This window comes from Siminovitchia terrae, from assembly GCF_003605405.2.
Taxonomy (GTDB): Bacteria; Bacillota; Bacilli; order Bacillales; family Bacillaceae_C; genus Siminovitchia; species Siminovitchia terrae.
In genome coordinates this window covers 56,651-74,578 of the sequence record NZ_QYTW02000001.1, presented here as the reverse complement: position 1 = coordinate 74,578, position 17,928 = coordinate 56,651, and the positions used below count along the sequence as shown (strand labels likewise).

Genomic DNA, 17,928 nt, shown 5'->3' with positions numbered 1-17,928 from the left:
GGATGGATGAAGAGATGAAGAAATTGTATCCGAAAAGCGGGCGGGTAATTCTTCATGTAGATATGAACAGCTTTTTCGCTTCGGTTGAAATTGCGGATGACCCTTCTTTGAAAGGAAAGCCTTTAGCGATTGCAGGCGATGCCAAACAAAGAAAAGGGATTATCGTCACATGCAGCTACGAAGCACGGAAATACGGAGTTAAAACGACGATGCAGCTTTGGGAGGCGAAGAAGCTTTGTCCGAAGCTCATCGTCAAACAACCAAACCACGAGCGTTACCGGCTTGTTTCAAGAGCTATTTTCGACCTTTTACGAAGGTATAGCGACCTCGTCGAACCTGTATCCATTGATGAAGGATATGTTGATATTACAGATTGTCAAGAGTTGGGGAGTCCGGTTCAGATAGCCGAAATGATCCAGAAGGATTTATTAAATACACTAGATCTGCCATGCAGTATTGGAATTGCTCCCAATAAGTTTCTTGCGAAAATGGCCTCGGATATGAAAAAGCCACTGGGAATCACTATTTTGAGGAAAAGGGATATACCGGGCGTCCTATGGCCTTTACCGGTTATCGAAATGCATGGGGTAGGAGAAAAAACAGCAGAAAAACTGGGAACAATCAAAGTGAAAACGATCAAGGATCTGGCCCATGCTAATGATTTGCAGCTTCAATCCGTCATAGGCATCCGCGGGGTCCAGCTAAAAGAACGGGCAAACGGAATAGACCCCCGGAAAGTAGATCCAGAAGCTGCAGCTGTGAATAAAAGCATCGGCAGCTCAATTACATTGCCAAGGGATATTTCCAATCAATCCGAACTTCTTTCTGTACTGGAAAAACTTTCAGCCAATGTGACGGTTAGACTGAAGAGGAAGCAGTATGTGACAAAAAATGTTTCTGTCATGATCAAATATAAAAATCGCGAGACCATTACCAGAAGCCGGATGCTTGAAAATCCTATCGTTGAACCCCATGATATTTTCAAAGCTGCTAAGACGCTGTTTATAAAAAATTGGAATGGCCATCCAGTTCGGCTGTTGGGAATTACTGGCCAAGACTTGTTAAAAGCGGATCATGCTTTTGAACAACTAAGCTTGTTCTCTTATGAAAAAGAAGCAAAAAAAGAGCCACTATATGATGCGATCCATCAAATGAAAAAGAAATATGGCCCTTCGATTCTGAATATAGGTGTGCAAGACTCCAGCCCTGAAGATAAAAAGAAACCCTGATCAATTTCTCTTAAATATCCGCTTAATGAGAGAAAGGGGAGCTTGCTTACTCTTTGTTTTCTTTTGGGACTCAGGGATTTTGGGTGGTCGCTTTTTGATATAAATATCCTTTTTATCAATAGCATGCTGATAGGTAAGAACAAGCCCGATATCCGTGCAATGGTCTTTGTCCTTTACTATAGAAAAAGGGATTTTCTTTTGGCGTGCCTTTTGTATATAATCGGATAAAAAGGAATAACCCAGTTCGCCATTTAGCAAGAGGGTCGTTTTCGGATGTTCGTTCATCATTTTTTCAACCTCGGGATAGATGCTCGGTTCCATTACCTGGCTTTTTGTAAGGGCGACGACTATCCTTTCCCTGATGGTACCGAGAAACTTCTTTCGTTCTTCAAGCTTTGTCTGCTTCGTGCCGTACATTCCTTTTTCCAAATAGTCTTCGATATTGGCGCGTTTCATGAACAACACCTCCGCGATAATATATTCCGTTGAAATGTTCTGGGTGAATTCAGCTTGATGCTGGTGATCCCATCAATATGTATAAGATTAAGATAGAAAGCGGGTGAACTGATGAACCTTCTGTTTCTTGGCACTGGCGCAGGGGTTCCGGCAAAATTGCGGAACGTATCTGCACTGGCCTTAATGCTTTTGGAAGAAAGAAATGCAGTTTGGTTATTTGATTGCGGCGAGGCTACGCAGCACCAAATCCTGCATACATCCTTAAAACCAAGAAAAATCGAAAAAATCTTCATTACCCATCTTCACGGTGACCATATTTTTGGTTTGCCGGGATTATTGGGAAGCCGCTCTTTTCAGGGCGGTACATCAGAACTCACTGTTTACGGTCCGAAGGGGATTCTGGAATTTCTTGAGGTTTCGCTCAAAGTGAGCGGAACGCACTTGAAATACCCACTCACTATCATAGAGTTTGCTGACGGCACAATTTTCGAAGATTCTCAGTTTAAGATCGAGGCTTTACTTTTGGATCATGCTGTTCCGAGCTTTGGATTTCGGATTACTGAAAAGGACAAACAAGGTACGCTAGATGCAAAGAAACTCTTGGAAGCGGGGATACCACCTGGTCCTATTTATAAGCGGCTGAAGGACGGGGAGACGGTCACACTTGATGATGGAAGAACCGTCAATGGAAGTAACTTTGTCGGACCGCCTCAAAAAGGTCGTGTCCTCGCTATACTGGGAGATACACGCCCCTGTAAAAACGCTGTTGAACTTTCGCGGGATGCGGACCTGCTCGTTCATGAATCCACTTTTTCAGGAGAAAATGAAGAAATGGCAAAGGAATACTTCCATTCTACTACGCTTCAAGCGGCTGCTATTGCCCGCGAAGCGAATGCGCGGCTTCTTTGCCTGACCCATATCAGCTCCAGATATACCAAGGAGGACTGGGATCGGCTGGAGAAAGAAGCGCAGTCAGTCTTCCATGAAACAAAAGTAGTTTCTGATTTTGCGAATATAGCCATACCCTCTGAATGAAGGTATGGCTATTCTCAAATGAAAATCTTGAAGTCGCTAACGTCGCCATCTCGGGCTCAGCGACTAGCACAACCTTTTCCTTCCTACGATAAGTCAACATCGGTTCGCCTACGGCTTCGCCGTGCTGTCCAGCTGCGAGTGCCATCGGCTCGAGGTCATAAGCCAAACGCTGCTGAAGGCAAACTACGCCTTCTTCAGCGTCCGTCTTATGCTTGTCGCCGATAAGCAGGCACTCTCCGCTTCTCTTTTTCCTTTATCTCGTCAGGATCTGTCCAGTTTGTACGTCGCTAAACGTCGCCCTCCGCTTTTCTTATTTGTCTAGCTGCAGCGCCTATCGACTAGCAGACTTCACGCTTCTTCCTACGATAAGTCAACATCGCTCCGCTTTGCTACGCGTGTTTCCTTTATCTCGTCAGAATTGCTCCAGTCTGTACGTCGATGAACAGGCGCTTTCGCTTTTCTCATTACCATCCCCGCTTATATTGCACCGGAGGTTCAATTTCATAACCAAGTTCTTCCGCTGCGATCCTTGGCCAGTATGGATCTCTTAAAAGGGCGCGTGCAAGGAAGATAAGGTCGGCACGGTTATTTTGCAATATTTCTTCTGCTTGAATTCCCGTAGTGATCAAACCGACAGAACCAGTCGGGATATCTGCTTCATGTTTGATTTTTTCGGAAAATGGGACCTGATAGCCAGGATATGTTGAAATTTTCGCTGGTGCGACAGCTCCCGAGCTGACATCAACTAAATGGACTCCGTCATCTTTCATCCATTTGGCTATCGTTACATAATGGGATGGAGCTAAGCCCGCTTCAAGATAGTCATTGGCTGAGACCCGGACAAAGAGCGGACCGTCCCATACAGCTTTTACCTCTGTGATAATTTCTTTTAAAAAGCGGTAGCGGTTTTCCATGGTTCCGCCATATTCGTCCGTCCGATGATTGGTAACTGGAGAGAGGAACTCGTTGATCAGGTAGCCATGAGCTCCATGAATTTCAATGATGTCAAAACCGGCTTGTTTGGCCCGTTCGGCGGCCTTTCCAAACGCTTTGACCGTTTCTTTTATATCAGAGATGCTCATTTCTTTCGGTGTCTTCATTTTTTCATTGAAGGGGAGTGCGGAAGGTGCCAGGATTTCGCCTTCAAGCTCGGCTTTTCTGCCGGCATGAGCGATTTGGATACCTGCTTTTGCTCCATGTGCTTTGATCATGTTTACAAGCTTTGTCAATCCTCCCACATGTTCATCGCTCCAAATACCCAAATCCTGCGGGCTTATCCTTCCTTGGGGAGTGACCGCAGTCGCCTCCACGATAATCAAGCCGACCTGCCCAACGGCACGGCTCGTATAGTGGGTATAATGCCAATCATTGACCAAGCCGTCTTCATTATAGCAGGAGTACATACACATAGGAGACATGACAATGCGATTTTTCAAAATTACATTGTTTATTTCATATGGATCAAATAGTTTTATTGCCATTCAGTAAAAAGCCCCTTTCGTCATTTGTCTTTTTTATTATAACAAGAGGGGGAGAAAGAAACCCAATAGCAGGCCTCAGACTAGGTGTTTCGATTCGTGGATTTGACCCAAACGTTTTGATTGTTCCGCCGCTGCCTTGATGCATTGGATAAAGGCTTCTTCCACATTATTTTGCTGGAGTACTTTGATGCCGGCTTCTGTTGTACCACCTGGACTGGTTACAGCTTTGCGCAGCTCGGCAGCTTCGCAATCTGAGGAACTCAGCATTTCTACGGCCCCGGCCAATGTTTGGAGAATAAGCTGCTTTGCCATATTTGAATCAAGGCCGATTTCCCAGGCGGACTTCTCCATGGCTTCCACCACATAGTAGATGTAAGCAGGACCGCTCCCGGAAAGGGCTGTTATGGCATCGAGCTTGGTCTCTTCGACAACAGCCGTTATTCCGATCGATGAAAATACTGTAGCCGCCAACTCCTTTTGATTATCAGATACACGCTGATTGAATGAAACAGCTGTGGCCGATTTTCCTACGCTTGCGGAAGTATTCGGCATGGCTCTTGCAACAGCACATTCAGCTTTCAATTTTTCTTCTATAAATGCGATGGATATTCCAGCCATGACTGATATGAAAAAGGTATCCTCTTGGATGTATGGTTGGATTTTCAGAAGGGCGGAATCCGCATCTTTTGGCTTTACTGCAAAAATAACCATGTCAGCCCCTTGGAACAGTCCTTCCATGTCATATGTCGGCTGGATTCCGTAACGGCGTTCCAGTTGCTCCAATTTCTCTCGGTCTTCGCGGTTGGTGACAAAGACGTCTTCACCCCTACAAATATTTTTTTCAATTAAACCGGCAATGATAGCCTCTGCCATGGATCCGGCTCCGATGAATGATATTTTCATGTGTTTTTCCCTCCATTTAGAAAAGCGCAAGCGCCTGTTCATCCCAATAAAGCCCTGAGAAGCGGTTTTTCAGCAGCCAAAGGGCTCTTTAAGGGCTAGACGCTTAAGTCAATGCTTCTAACTTATGTTCTCTAATTAAAAACAAAAAAACCTTTCATCCGTCAAAGGACGAAAGGGTTGACTTTCGCGGTACCACCTTTATTAACTGCCAATGGTGGCAGTTATCTCAAAACCCTGTAACGCAGGGGAACGGTCAGTTTTGGCTGACAGCTCACTTGGGCAGGTTCGATAAAATAGTGGATGATGGAGCCTTCCAGCCGCTGGACTCCAATCTCTTTCATCATTGCTTATCTACTAATCCCGATCATCGCTTATTTTAACTTAATTTTATATATGATTATGCTGACAGAATGAAAAATTGTCAAGGGGTTTTGGGGCACAATTCTCTATTCCTATCCAAATATAATGACATTATAGGCAAAAATAGATAAACTATACATACTTAAGTTATTCATTCTTTTTTTAAAATAATGAAGTTGAGGGGTATGTATGGACGAAAAAATTAACAAGCTGGTTTTACCAACACCATTTGCAGTTGGAGACGTTAATGTTTATCTTATCAAAGGAGATTCTCTGACTTTGGTTGATGCAGGTGTCAAAACCGAAGAAGCATGGGAATCATTTAAGAAGCAACTCAAAGAAACAGGCTATGAACCAAAAGATATTGAACAAGTTGTATTGACACACCACCATCCAGACCATGTCGGGCTGCTTGAATGGCTGCCGGAAGATATTCCTGTATATGGTCATCCGTACGTTCGCCCATGGATTGAAAAAGACAAAGATTTTCTAAAATCCTATGATCTGTTTTACAGTCGGTTGTTTACCGAATTTGGGATAGAGGGGGATGTTGAGAAGATGCTTTTAGCTTTGAAATCGCCTCTACGATATTCGGCGGAACGTGCGCTGACTTATGAAATTGAAGAAGGAGATGTCATTCCGGGATTTGAAAATTGGACTTTATTTGAGACACCGGGACATGCACAAAGCCATTTGGTTTTTTACCGTGAGAAGGATGGAACGTTGATTGCGGGGGATCATATCCTGGCAACGATTTCTTCCAATCCGCTCCTTGAGCCTCCTCTTGACCCTTTAAAGGAGCGCCCAAAGCCGCAGCTTCAATATAATGAGTCTCTTCGCAGAATGTTGGGTGTGGAGATTCGCGAAGTCTTTACAGGTCACGGTCCAGAAGTGAAAAAGACGCATGAACTGATTGAACGCCGGCTTTCCAGACAGCACGACCGATCCATGCAAGTGCTGGAGCTTCTGAAGGAAAAGCCGCTCACAACCTTTGAACTAACGAAGATCCTATTTCCTGCTGTCTATGAAAAGCAACTTGGCTTAACATTGTCGGAGACGACAGCACAGCTTGACTATCTTATCTCAAACGAAGCAGTTACGAAGCGAATAAACGATGATGGTACGGCTTATTTTTCTGCCTGATGGAGAATAGACAATGAGAAAAAATGAGCGCTTAAAAGGGAAAACGGTTGCGATTACCGGATCTTCAGGCGGCCTGGGAGAACAGATTGCTTATCGATGTGCAGCAAGAGGTGCCAATCTTGTACTCCTTGCTCGTAATCTAAAAAAGCTGAAACAGATGGCTGAAAACATCCGCGAAAAGTACGGTGTAGACTGTTTGCCCTTAAATCTGGATCTTTCCAGGCATGAGGATATCCCCGCAGTTTTCCGGGATATTTTTGAACAAGTTGGTCACATCGATGTCTTGGTCAACAATGCAGGATATGGAATATTTGCGGAGGCAAAAGACGTGACACCAGCAGATGTAGAGGGGATGTTTGCCGTTAATGTTGTGGGCATGATAGTCTGCACAAAAGAAGTGATTCCTTCCATGAGAAGAAGGAAAAACGGGCATATCATCAACATTTCTTCTCAAGCAGGGAAGCTAGCCACTCCGAAATCAAGTGTTTATTCGGCAACGAAGCATGCTGTTTTGGGCTACACAAACAGTTTGCGGATGGAGCTGGCTGGAGATGACGTGTTTGTGACCGCTGTTAATCCGGGACCAATGGCTACGAATTTTTTTGAACTTGCAGATCCAAGTGGAAACTATGTCAAGAATTTAGGCCGGCATATACTTTCCACTGAAAGGGTGTCTGAACAGGTTGTGGATGCGATGCTCAAGAAACGCAGGGAGATCAATTTACCGGGATGGATGAACGTAGGAAGCATCCTGTACACTTTATTTCCAAGTCTTGTTGAACGCCTTGGAAAAAAAGCATTTTTTAAAAAGTAATTTGGTGGAGCTATGGGTGCCCGTAATGCTAATTGTTAAGAACCAGTCGCAGCAGCAAAATGATCCCATTAATGGGGAGGAGCGCAAAAACTGCTGTATCCCCACCATTCATGCTCAATTATGGGCGGGCGGTTCCAAGTTGTGAAGGCACAAGAAGGGTGTTTACGGCGATGCTGAATCCGAAGGAAGTGGGCAGGAAAACTTGGCCTAAGAATCCGGATTGGGTGAGTTTGCTGAACAAAAAAGCTCTGCATCAAAGCTCACACGAAAGAGTTATAATAAATCTGTTGTGGAAAAAGTCGCTTACTGCTTTGAAACATCAAGCCATTACTAAACGCTAGTTATTGTATGCATATTTAATTCGGTGAAAAAATATGTTATAAAAAAGGTAAGAACTACTAAAGGTAAAAAGAGACCGCAAGTGCTACCAACACTTACGGCCTTGTACAATAGTCGCCCTTGCCTAAGGACGGATGGCTCAGATTGTTCAACGAAATAGACCAATCCCTAAAACTGTTCAGGTCTCAAGGGAGGTCTATTTCTTTTTGTCTTGCGACAGTAAGGCGATTAATGCGCCAAAAGCTATCATAAATTTAAGTGTGTTCTTTCATTATAGACATGTATTTAAAGAATGATTTAAAAATTGTATAATGATAATAAAGTTATTGAATTTTGATTATTAAAAGCTAAGAGCCTTACTACATTCTACGTAGCAAGGCTCTTTAAAGTTCTGTTCGGTTAAGTGTAACTCTTCACAATTACTTGATATTATATAGGTGAATAGAAAGATAAATTAAAATTTAGTTTAGTTTAGTAGTTGTAAAAGCAGGTTATTTATATTATTCTCTTATAATTTTTCAAAAAGGAGAGTTTATGAAAAAGATTATTGTTTTTGTATTAACGATATTTATATTATTCTCAGGATTCGCAACACAAAGTTATGCGTTGTCAGATTCGAAATCTGCGGCAATACAAGCGTTGCTAGATGATGCCTGTCGTATATCAGGTGTGCCGGGAATGTCAATCTCAATACTTGCTGATGATGAAGTGTTCTACTTTTCTTCAGGGTATGCAGACCGTGAAAAGGGGTTGTCTGCAAGTGAAAATACACTCTATGAGTTAGCCTCGGTCAGTAAAGCTTTTACCGGTATGGGTATTATGCTGTTGGAAGAGCAAGGGCTGCTCTCAATGACTGACCCTGTCCAAAAATATTTACCTTGGTTTACGTTAAAGTATCAAGGGAAACCTGTTGATATGCAAAGCCTTACACTAAATAACTTTCTTCACCATACCAGTGGTCTAACAAATATTAGGCATACTCAAAATATTCCACAAGGCAATACACCGGATATGTTGCAAAAGACTGTGGAAATGCTCGTGGATGCTGAATTGGCGTTCCCTCCCGGTGAACAGTATAATTACGGAACTGTTAATTATGACGTATTAGGTCTGGTTATTGAGATTGTGTCGGGACAAAGCTATGAAGACTTTATGAGAGAACAGGTATTTCAGCCGTTGGGTCTTCACCAGACGTATGTTTATAAAGAAGATGCTCAAGCCACCGGACAGTTGGCACAGGGCTACCGTTCTTCCTTTTTTATGACAACTCCATTTAATGCTCCGGATTATGCTGGGAATAAACCCGCAGCCTACATCATTTCTAATACAAAAGATATGGCGCGTTGGATGGGCATACAGATGGGTATCGTGCAGGACATACCCGAAATATTTCACACGGTTATCGAAAAATCACATAGGGGTGATATGTCTGTTTCGGCTGTCAACGATATGTATTATGCGGCAGGCTGGTCGGTAAACGCCGACCAAACGATTATAGAGCACCCAGGGGGCAATCCCAATTTCGGAACCGAAGTGGTCATACTGCTAAATGAACGAACAGCCATCTGCTTGCTGACCAACGGCGCAAATATCAATAGAAGCATGGTACTAAAAGTTAAAGATATATTAGATGGCAATCTAACTCAGTCATATGAAATAAGCGGCACACAGCTTTTGGATATCATTTTGTCGTCTATCACAATTATTCTTTGCCTATTGGCCGTTTTGCTATTTCTCTTAGGATTACGCAGAAGGAAAACGAATGAGCGCCAGCCAATGACAAAAAAGAGAATAATCGTAACAGTTATTTTCCTGATCGCTACGATTGCCCTGGGTATACTGTGCTGTGCTTTCGATTGGTCAACGATACTTATTTGGCGAACATATAGTGTTCTTACAGCTTTGATTTCGTCAGCATTATTAACAGCAAGCATTACATGGTTTGTATACACTCACCGATAAAATACCTCGCTCCCAAGATAAGCATAATGTTAAGTAATTAAATTTCATTTTATCGGTATGCTTAATTTGAAAAACATAAGACACTTCGGTGTCTTTTTTAATATCATCGACAATTTTCCCAGTCAAACTTAATTACTATTGCTTCCACTAACCTGCTCCGTTCGTGGAATAAGGATTTTTAAACAACTATATTCTTTTTTAAATGACTTTATTGTAAATTAAACAACTTTATTATTTCTGCACAAAAATGACTAACGATTCAAAGTCGTTAGCCATCATATTCCATAATCGCGCCCGATTGGTGAATAATATAATGAATCCTTATCTTTTTTCATAATTAATAATATTTTTTTCAGTTAACTTTTTTATTAGCTGAATGTAATTCTTTAATTCATGATTTGAATTTTCAAAATTCCTTTTAACTGGGAATGTTCTGTTTGAATGGGTACACTTACATATGAAGTCGTAAATGATATCAACTACTTTTTTTAAATCTTTAAGTTCTTTGTCATCTTTAATAAATTTCATTTCTTTTAATATATTAATGATTGACCTATTAGCAGTTAAAAATGCATTATGATGCAAACTTCCTCTAAAATAATTTTCCAAAACAAGTGTTAATTTCTCACGGTCACTTCGTTTTTTATTATATGTATCTACCATTTCTATAACTATCTTTATATCCTCATTACTGTGCTTTGAAAACCAATCAGAATTTATGATATGTTTTACATCTTGAACAGTTGCATACAAATGAACTTTATCAAAAATGCACTCCAAGATTTGATAATAAGCAAGATATTTGAACTCACTTTCTTCCATATTCATTGCTCGATGGTAATAATTTATTAAATCTCTACCGTATAATTTTAATACTATATGTTCATCAGTACTATCAATGTTTTCCATTTCCTCATAATGATGATCAATAAAGCTTTCATCATCAAAATCAGGTATTTGAACGATATCTAAATGTACATCATATTGATGGGACAATTTGAACAATATATTTTTAACAGCGTCATAACTGATTAGGATTTCTTAGCCAGCTAATAAAGCAGGCCAATAGATTTAAATCCAAGTCCGTATAAAATTTTTTGATTGCTTCAAAAATTGGTAATAAAGTTTTAGGTGATAACAGTAAGTCTTAAGCGTGTTATCAGATTTACCCGTATGATCTAAGTATTTTAGATATCTAACTACAGGTTTTACTGGATACCCATCTGAATTTAGAAGCAAATACTTTTTTTATCGTTAATAATAGTCCATTTAAAGTGATAAAGCTTCAAATACCGTCATAAGCATCACCCCCTTTCATTGGGGATGAGCCAGACCGCCCTTGAGAGAGCCATTCTATTGTATGAGGAAAATTATAGCATAATCAGCTTTTTATAGAGAGTTTAACTTCATTCAGCAGAAGTCTCCCGCTTCTGTAAGTGGTGAGATGAATGCCTATTGGTATTCCATTCAGCGGGGGTTCAAATCCCGGCTAAATAAAGTTAAAGCCTCCGGCGGATGCTACAGATTTTTAGAGGAAATTTATCGAGCGGAGCTCGATAAAATCTGGGCGCAAATACGCCAAAGCGCATTTGATTCTTCCCCTCCTACTTGATCTTTTCTTCAGCCAAAGCCAAACATACCGCTTGGTTTTTTGTTGGCAAATAGCGTTATATAGGTCAATCATTATAATCAGCTTAACCATTGATTTCAACATTTATAATCCTCTTAAAGGGAATAGTAAGAGTATCAGCATTATGAAACATTTTTAACCAACCTTCATTTATATCTACTTTTTGAATCCACCCAAAAAAGTAAGCAGGCCCATGTTTTTTTGCATAAGTAATTGTAACAGCTTGCCTTGTTTCAATCGATTTAACGATTACACGATCGATTTCTTGAAGTTGATCGTTGTCTAGTATAGCAGGGATAAATTCTTGCTGTTTACGCATCTCCTCCAATAACTGTTCCCTATGTTCAGGCAGCATCATTCTACTTGATTCCCAACGTAAATTGTAACCAGGAGTGAGCTTATTAACTCTCATTTATAATGACCTCCAATTTTGTACGCTCTCTCATGAGCTTGCCCGGCACTTGTGATGGATGAGGCTCTATATATAGCAGTACGTCCATATTTATCCCAGATTTTATCTAGCGCTGTATTCAACTGCTCTCGATAAAGGTAGTTGTCAAATAAATCGATCTGATACTGATGAGATGGCTGAAGGTGAGACAGAGACACTCCTAAACTTCGGATGGGTTCGCGATCCCAGTATTTTATAAGTAATTTGTATGCCGCCTGAAAAATGTCCAGGTCGTAATTGGTTGGAACTGGAAGCGTCACTTGTCGATTAAATCCAGTAGGATAATCAAAGTCTGCACCTCTGACGCTACATGATATTGTTACACCCATATACCCTTTTTTTCGACATCTTCGAGCGACCTCGGTACATAACTCCAGGAGTACTATTTTTATGTCCTCTATTTTCGTGTAGTCTCTGGGCAAGGTCATATGATGGCCAACAGCTTTTTGTTGATTATGCGTCTTGACAGTGACCGGCGAATAGTCGATACCATTGGCTGTTTGCCATAAAACCTCTCCATTAATGCCCCATCTTTTCTTCAGCAATTCAACTGGAAATTTAGCCAATCCTCCAATTGTAGAAATTCCCATTCCTCGCAAGTGCTTCCCCATTTTTTTACCTACACCAAGTGTCTTTTCAATTGGTAATTCCCATAGTCGATCGATATTATTTTCATCTAATCGAAAAATGCCAACCTTATTTTTCTTGGCAAAATTATCGCATGCCATTTTGGCCAGCACTTTATTAGGACCGATGCCGATTCTTGAGTAGACGCCTATATCATTCAGTATTTTCATTTGCAATTTTTTAGCCATCTCAAACTGATGACCAAATATTCTTTGACTGCCCGTGACATCCATGAACTGCTCATCTATTGAAAATGGTTCGACTAAATCAGTAAATTGTTCCATGATTTTGCCAAGCTGAATAGATACATCGATATATAGCTGCATGTGAGGACGGACCACTTCTACATGAGGACACTTTAGCTTTGCAGATCCTAAAGTCTCGGCAGTAGTAATGCCGAATTTTTTTGCTAATGGACATGCAGCTAGAACAATTCCGCTTCTGCGTTCTGGATCTCCTGCGACGATTACAGGTTTATCCTTTAATGAGTGGTCACGGACCTTTTCAACTGATGCGTAGAACGATTGGATGTCTGTAAGGAAAATCACTTTGTTCTTCATTCAGTTATCTCCCACCTTCGTAACAGAACGTATATTCGCATCTATATTATATGGGAATATATGTTCGTTTAATACTGGGAATTAATGTATTTTATCATAAGATGAAAAGGTAAGAGTTCAATAAATCAAAAAATTTGATTAAAGGAGAAGTTCTATGGATATTAAACTATAGAAGTAAATATTTAAGGGCTCGTTTATCATGATTACTATATTTTTAGGAGGGGATATTTTTTATGGAAATCAAGTTGCTAACGTTAAAAACTACTCAATTAGAAACAATGAAAGAATTTTATACGGAATGTTTAGGTTTTGCCCTTCATGGTGAAAGTCCATATGGTTTTCAAATCCAAGTGGGAACGAGCATTTTAGAATTTACCAATAAAAATGTAGCAGGGGCCCCCTATTACCATTTTGCTTTCAATATTCCATCCAATCAATTTCAAGAAGCAAAGGCATGGTTGAAAGGAAAAACAACGCTGTTATTAGAGGATGGAGAAGATGAGGCAGACTTCTCATTTTGGCCTGCACATGCTTGTTATTTTGAAGATCCATCAGGAAATATTGTTGAACTCATTGCACGATATAAGGAGAATCCGATGAATGAATCACCATTTTCGGTAAATCATATTTTGAATATCAGTGAAATTGGTTTAGTTGTAAAAGATGCGCCAAAGGTCGGCGAACAATTGAAAGCAATCAACATTTTGGAAAGTGATAATGAACCAATTACTCATTCTTCTTTACATTTCATGCAAGAAAACAAAAACGGGGTTTTCATTATTTTAACTAGCATCGGTAGAAGGTGGTTGTTCTCGGAAAAAAAATCTAAAATCTTCCCACTGAAAATAACACTTGATAAGGTCGTTTTAGGTGTAGATGAACAAAATGAATTTTTTATGAATAGCACAGATTCATAAAGCTGTGACATGTCAGAGGACAATATATGGAATATGGATGTACTGGATTTTTGAGGGATTTTCATGGTTAGTGCATCGTTAGCGTTAGGGGGATACCTTTGGCAGTGGTTTTTCTTTTGGTACGGTTAATGCGGTAAGTTGTTCAGCTCTATCGAAAACAGTTATGAAGATAATAGTGATCAAGAACAGCAAAAAGAACTTTCTAATGATGTCTCAGTCCCTATATGGTTATGTTTCTTTTCAGAATTAACTTGATGGAATGTGCAATTCAGCAAACGAGCGCCGTTATATTGAGTAATGGCGCTTTTGGGCATGGCTCTGCTTCAAACGACTTGCAAGAAGAGTAGATGATTTAACGAAGCAAAATCAAAATGACATTCGCCAATGCTCCCGTGGTAAGCGAATGTATACGTGAAAAAATTGTGTAAGCAAAAGCTTGAGACGCTTGATGAAACAATTGGTAGAAGCGATTAAAGAGACCCATTCCAGATGCCAGACAAAATCCACCATTTTGATAATTTGCAAAAATGTTCCGGATCATGAACCGTCTGGCGTATTTTACTGAACAGAATCGAACACATTTGATTATGATAATGGCCCGGAATTTGTATAAAGGTGCGTTCCTCTTATTTATTTTTTCCTTGAGTAAGATATCCCCAAGGTACATTCAATTATTAGATTTTTTGCAAAAGTGAAAAGTGTATTGCAAAATTGAACGATTATCCTTGATGACGAAACGTGATCTTTCATATCACATATTCGTCTTTTAGCAGATAAGCAAAAGGTTTCTGTCGCTTTTTATAAAAAATAGGCCTAAATTCATATGTTGGTATGATTATTGCGATATGTTCTTCATCAAGGTGGTCAGGTGCCCCCTTTGATGTAAGCGATTACTATTTGCTAAGGGAAGGAGGGAAAGGTGACTGGGAAAAAGGACACAAACTATTTTTCAGGAAGATTTATATGAGTATAAAATAAGAGGGGGAAACAGTGTGGCGGAAGTAATTAAAAATGATGGAAAGATCATAGAGAAGCAAGAGAAAAAAGAGGATTACGCATTAGAGCGCGTGCCTGAACATTACCGGATGAACTGGTGGAGCATCACGAATGTGACGCTGGGTGTGGCTACAGCTATGCTATTTATGCAAATGGGGAGTCTGATGACCGTAAGCTTCGGAGCGGTGAACGCTTTGCTCGCTGAAATCTATGCCACCATCATTGCAGGTGTTTTGGGAATTGGAATCGCCTACATTGCGGGTAAATCCGGACTGAATGTGAACTTGATGGCCAGAGGAGGCGGCTTCGGCTATATTGGAGCGTCTATCACATCCCTTATTTACGCTTTGAACTTCATTATGTATTGTGCCATCGAAGGGGCTATCATGGCTTATGCTGTTCATGAATATATTCCAGGTATTCCTGTTTGGTCTTTAATGATATTTTTCGGATTGGCTGTTGTTCCTTTCAACTGGTTTGGGGTGAAGCAGCTTGATAAGCTGCAAAAGTGGACACTGCCGATATTTGTTATTTTGATGGGGGCTGGGATTGTCGTTGCTTCAAGACTTGAGCCTGAATATGTGGGCAGTCTCTGGGGTGTGCTTCCAGAGGGTATGGCTGTCGGAGGATCATCCCTTGTTACTTGTATCGGTATCATGAACGGTCTGGTGGGAATTATCGCATTGCTTATTTCAGATTATGCACGTTTTATCAAACCAAGCCAGTTTAAAATGGGCGTTTTCATGGTAGGATTCATCCCGGCGCTTGTATGCTTTTTCGTGATGGGTCTGATTGGAATCTGGTTTGGCGCGCGTTTCATGCAGGAAAATCCGGGCATCTATTTTGTACAATTGATTGGAATTTTTGGGGCCTTATTTACAATCCTTACTCAATTGCGAATTAATATTACCAATCTGTACAGCGGTTCACTTTCGTTGGCGAACTTCTTTGAAAATGTTTTCCGTTTCAAGCCAGGGAGGAATTTCTGGGTGTTTTTCACAGCCGCAGCTGCGGTTGCCTGCATGCTGGCTGGCGTCATGGATCATCTCGGTCCGTTGCTGACATTCCAGGGCGTATTTCTATTTGCTTGGGCAGCCATCGTCATCTGCGATGCATTTGTCGTTAAAAAAATGCTCAAGATCGGTCCGGATTATTTTGAATACCGTCAGGAATATTTATATGCCTGGAATCCGGTAGGCGTTCTTTCATTGATTATTTCCAGCGTCGTTGGAACGATTGCCGCATTTGGATTGATGGGGAGTTTCTTGGAAGGGTTTGCAGCCTTCTTCGCAGGAATATTGGCGTTCGTATTGACGATTATATTGGCAGTTGCAACCCAAGGAAAATATTATATTAAAAAAGAAGCAGCAACCGATATGCCAAAAGCGAATTAAATAAAAAGACATATGCACGCGGGGATAATCCATCTCCGCGTTTTTGATTTTCCATTCTGTCTCCGGAACCTTGCCTTTAAAGCCTTCTTTATTTTTTCATGAAAAGTGTAAGGTAATTGATCTATAATCGTCTAATATATAAAGGAGAGGAGGGACAGTGTGAAGGAGTATTCGATTGAAGACTGGTTTGAGAAATATGAAAGAGATATTACCAGTTTCCTTATTTACTATACAGGATTTACAGATGTGGAGGACCTGGTGCAGGATACCTTTTTAATCGCAATGAATAAATTATCCAAATTTAAGGGGAACTCTCATCCAAAAACCTGGCTCATAGCCATTGCTAGAAATATTGTAATAGACCGCTACAGAAGAAAGAAAGTATGGCAGAGAATCAGGCACTATTTCATTGCGGATCGGGAGCAAGTCCCTGGATCGGAGGACATTATCATCCAAAGTCTTGAACAGCGGCAATTATATGATGCCATTGATAGACTCTCTTCCCAGCAAAAAGAAGTGGTAATATTGCGGGGGATTTTGGAACTGTCATCCAATGATACTGGTGAAATATTAAAGTGCAGCCCAAACAATGTTAATGTTACTTATCACCGTGCATTGAAAAAATTGAAGGAATTTTTAGAAGAGGAGGGGTTTGATCTTGAGGGAAATGGAGCAAATCAAAGAAAGTCTAAAGAGCCTTCCTAAATATTCATTAACGAAAGAGCAGCGGCAAAATATATTATCGAAACTGCAACAGAATAGAACTCATCAAAGAAATAGATTTAAGCCAGCTGCAGCGATCCTCTCTCTTTCAGCTATTTTATTGATACTTGCTTTCTCACTGCTTGAAGGGGGGATTGGCCGCGAAACCGCTAAGGAAGAAAGTCAATCTTTTCAAATGAAAACCTCGATGGAGGACAAAACTGAGAGTTTTACGGATCTTGAAAGTGTACCGCAAGGGCAGTCATTTATTCTCCCGGATACGAAGCAGGAGGTTTTTGGAATGGAAGGCAAGGTCGGGATTTTAAATACCTTTGACCACTTCGTTGCGGAAGATCCAAGAAGGGTTGCCAAGCTGATGATTTTCTATTGGGGAAATCCTGAGAAGCTAGCTGGGAAAGAATACGAAATAGAAGCGGCAAATCATAACGAAAGCCTTCAATTGTCAAAAGGGGTTTTATCGCAGCAGGGGCTTAATGGAGATGATGCCCATATATTGACATCATTTACTCCTTTTCCCGAGGAAGGGTTATGGCAGCTCTCGTTTTACGTGGATGGTCAATTATTCGATAAGTTTTCATTGAAAGTTTTGCCCCCATTCCCTAAAACCGAGTACTATACACTTGAAAAATCTCCAAAAGAAATGGAAGTTGGCAAGAAAACAGATATAACGATAGAAAGTTCGGGGAAAGATAAAGAGAAAATTGATGTACAATTAATAAACGAGAATGGAAAATCGGTATCGGAGCATATTTTTGTTCAAGAAACCGAACAGATGGATGCTTCAACAAACAGCCCTATTTATATATACAGCGGGAAACTGACTTTTCCGGAAAAAGGAATTTGGAAGTTGAAAATTGATGGAGAAGAAACAGGAAGTTTCGAAAACTGAAACCAGAAGTCCGTTGTAC

General features: G+C 40.7%; 16 protein-coding genes. 10 read left to right on the top strand and 6 right to left on the bottom strand.

Annotated features, from left to right (window positions below; all coding sequences use genetic code 11):
* The first annotated feature begins 14 nt into the window (after window positions 1-14).
* The gene (locus D5F11_RS00360; protein WP_120115117.1) at window positions 15-1,229 is read left to right on the top strand and encodes a DNA polymerase IV; all 1,215 of its coding nucleotides are present in this window, start codon (window positions 15-17) and stop codon (window positions 1,227-1,229) included.
* Here the strand turns inward: D5F11_RS00360 and D5F11_RS00355 are convergent, their stop codons facing one another.
* Window positions 1,230-1,685 carry a YueI family protein gene (locus D5F11_RS00355; RefSeq protein ID WP_120115034.1) on the bottom strand — a complete coding sequence of 152 codons (456 nt, stop codon included), beginning with the start codon at window positions 1,683-1,685 and terminating at the stop codon, window positions 1,230-1,232. It lies immediately after the preceding gene.
* A gap of 111 nt (window positions 1,686-1,796) precedes the next feature.
* Here D5F11_RS00355 and rnz point away from each other — a divergent pair, with 111 nt between their 5' ends.
* Window positions 1,797-2,720 carry a ribonuclease Z gene (rnz, locus tag D5F11_RS00350; protein ID WP_120115035.1) on the top strand — a complete coding sequence of 308 codons (924 nt, stop codon included), beginning with the start codon at window positions 1,797-1,799 and terminating at the stop codon, window positions 2,718-2,720.
* 464 nt (window positions 2,721-3,184) lie between these two features.
* Here the strand turns inward: rnz and namA are convergent, their stop codons facing one another.
* Both namA and proC read right to left on the bottom strand, forming a co-directional pair.
* Window positions 3,185-4,201, bottom strand: a complete 1,017-nt coding sequence (gene namA / locus D5F11_RS00345; RefSeq protein ID WP_120115036.1) for an NADPH dehydrogenase NamA — start codon at window positions 4,199-4,201, stop codon at window positions 3,185-3,187.
* Window positions 4,202-4,276: 75 nt separating this feature from the next.
* Window positions 4,277-5,104, bottom strand: a complete 828-nt coding sequence (gene proC, locus D5F11_RS00340) for a pyrroline-5-carboxylate reductase (RefSeq protein WP_120115037.1) — start codon at window positions 5,102-5,104, stop codon at window positions 4,277-4,279.
* Window positions 5,105-5,653: 549 nt separating this feature from the next.
* Here proC and D5F11_RS00335 point away from each other — a divergent pair.
* The 3 genes from D5F11_RS00335 (at window position 5,654) to D5F11_RS00325 (ending at window position 9,722) form a co-directional block, all read left to right on the top strand.
* Window positions 5,654-6,607, top strand: a complete 954-nt coding sequence (locus D5F11_RS00335) for an MBL fold metallo-hydrolase (RefSeq protein WP_120115038.1) — start codon at window positions 5,654-5,656, stop codon at window positions 6,605-6,607.
* A 13-nt stretch (window positions 6,608-6,620) separates the two neighbouring features.
* Entirely contained in the window at window positions 6,621-7,421 is an 801-nt protein-coding gene (locus D5F11_RS00330) for an SDR family NAD(P)-dependent oxidoreductase (RefSeq protein WP_120115039.1), read from the top strand.
* Window positions 7,422-8,294: 873 nt separating this feature from the next.
* Complete coding sequence (locus tag D5F11_RS00325; protein WP_120115041.1) at window positions 8,295-9,722, top strand: serine hydrolase domain-containing protein; 1,428 nt, start codon at window positions 8,295-8,297, stop codon at window positions 9,720-9,722.
* A gap of 321 nt (window positions 9,723-10,043) precedes the next feature.
* Here D5F11_RS00325 and D5F11_RS00320 read toward each other — a convergent pair whose 3' ends face one another.
* On the bottom strand, window positions 10,044-10,631 hold the full coding sequence (locus tag D5F11_RS00320; RefSeq protein WP_126646470.1) for a hypothetical protein: 588 nt from the start codon (window positions 10,629-10,631) through the stop codon (window positions 10,044-10,046).
* Window positions 10,632-11,166: 535 nt separating this feature from the next.
* Between D5F11_RS00320 and D5F11_RS25730 the strand changes: the two genes are divergently transcribed.
* Window positions 11,167-11,334: a hypothetical protein gene (locus D5F11_RS25730; RefSeq protein WP_185830414.1), complete on the top strand. Its 168-nt coding sequence runs from the start codon at window positions 11,167-11,169 to the stop codon at window positions 11,332-11,334.
* An 82-nt stretch (window positions 11,335-11,416) separates the two neighbouring features.
* Here D5F11_RS25730 and D5F11_RS00315 read toward each other — a convergent pair whose 3' ends face one another.
* Together D5F11_RS00315 and D5F11_RS00310 are read right to left on the bottom strand one after the other, a co-directional pair.
* The gene (locus D5F11_RS00315) at window positions 11,417-11,764 is read right to left on the bottom strand and encodes a YolD-like family protein (protein ID WP_120115044.1); all 348 of its coding nucleotides are present in this window, start codon (window positions 11,762-11,764) and stop codon (window positions 11,417-11,419) included.
* A complete protein-coding gene (locus D5F11_RS00310) occupies window positions 11,761-12,990 on the bottom strand; it encodes a DNA polymerase IV (protein ID WP_120115045.1) in 1,230 nt (409 codons plus the stop codon). Before D5F11_RS00310 ends, D5F11_RS00315 begins: the two co-directional genes overlap by 4 nt.
* A gap of 233 nt (window positions 12,991-13,223) precedes the next feature.
* Between D5F11_RS00310 and D5F11_RS00305 the strand changes: the two genes are divergently transcribed.
* The 4 genes from D5F11_RS00305 (at window position 13,224) to D5F11_RS00290 (ending at window position 17,909) form a co-directional block, all read left to right on the top strand.
* Complete coding sequence (locus D5F11_RS00305; protein WP_185830413.1) at window positions 13,224-13,907, top strand: VOC family protein; 684 nt, start codon at window positions 13,224-13,226, stop codon at window positions 13,905-13,907.
* A gap of 992 nt (window positions 13,908-14,899) precedes the next feature.
* On the top strand, window positions 14,900-16,297 hold the full coding sequence (locus tag D5F11_RS00300; RefSeq protein ID WP_120115046.1) for a purine-cytosine permease family protein: 1,398 nt from the start codon (window positions 14,900-14,902) through the stop codon (window positions 16,295-16,297).
* Between the two features lie 159 nt (window positions 16,298-16,456).
* Window positions 16,457-17,002, top strand: a complete 546-nt coding sequence (locus D5F11_RS00295; RefSeq protein WP_120115047.1) for an RNA polymerase sigma factor — start codon at window positions 16,457-16,459, stop codon at window positions 17,000-17,002.
* A complete protein-coding gene (locus D5F11_RS00290) occupies window positions 16,956-17,909 on the top strand; it encodes a single stranded DNA-binding domain-containing protein (RefSeq protein WP_120115048.1) in 954 nt (317 codons plus the stop codon). The genes D5F11_RS00295 and D5F11_RS00290 overlap by 47 nt, the downstream gene beginning before the upstream one ends.
* The last annotated feature ends 19 nt before the right edge of the window (window positions 17,910-17,928 follow it).

What these genes read in the sequence shown, in the direction of transcription:
- D5F11_RS00360 (WP_120115117.1), top strand. Translation starts at nt 15, where the DNA reads ATGAAGAAATTGTATCCGAAAAGCGGGCGGGTAATTCTTCATGTAGAT.
- D5F11_RS00355 (WP_120115034.1), bottom strand. Translation starts at nt 1,685, where the DNA reads ATGAAACGCGCCAATATCGAAGACTATTTGGAAAAAGGAATGTACGGC.
- rnz (WP_120115035.1), top strand. Translation starts at nt 1,797, where the DNA reads ATGAACCTTCTGTTTCTTGGCACTGGCGCAGGGGTTCCGGCAAAATTG.
- namA (WP_120115036.1), bottom strand. Translation starts at nt 4,201, where the DNA reads ATGGCAATAAAACTATTTGATCCATATGAAATAAACAATGTAATTTTG.
- proC (WP_120115037.1), bottom strand. Translation starts at nt 5,104, where the DNA reads ATGAAAATATCATTCATCGGAGCCGGATCCATGGCAGAGGCTATCATT.
- D5F11_RS00335 (WP_120115038.1), top strand. Translation starts at nt 5,654, where the DNA reads ATGGACGAAAAAATTAACAAGCTGGTTTTACCAACACCATTTGCAGTT.
- D5F11_RS00330 (WP_120115039.1), top strand. Translation starts at nt 6,621, where the DNA reads ATGAGAAAAAATGAGCGCTTAAAAGGGAAAACGGTTGCGATTACCGGA.
- D5F11_RS00325 (WP_120115041.1), top strand. Translation starts at nt 8,295, where the DNA reads ATGAAAAAGATTATTGTTTTTGTATTAACGATATTTATATTATTCTCA.
- D5F11_RS00320 (WP_126646470.1), bottom strand. Translation starts at nt 10,631, where the DNA reads ATGGAAAACATTGATAGTACTGATGAACATATAGTATTAAAATTATAC.
- D5F11_RS25730 (WP_185830414.1), top strand. Translation starts at nt 11,167, where the DNA reads ATGAATGCCTATTGGTATTCCATTCAGCGGGGGTTCAAATCCCGGCTA.
- D5F11_RS00315 (WP_120115044.1), bottom strand. Translation starts at nt 11,764, where the DNA reads ATGAGAGTTAATAAGCTCACTCCTGGTTACAATTTACGTTGGGAATCA.
- D5F11_RS00310 (WP_120115045.1), bottom strand. Translation starts at nt 12,990, where the DNA reads ATGAAGAACAAAGTGATTTTCCTTACAGACATCCAATCGTTCTACGCA.
- D5F11_RS00305 (WP_185830413.1), top strand. Translation starts at nt 13,224, where the DNA reads ATGGAAATCAAGTTGCTAACGTTAAAAACTACTCAATTAGAAACAATG.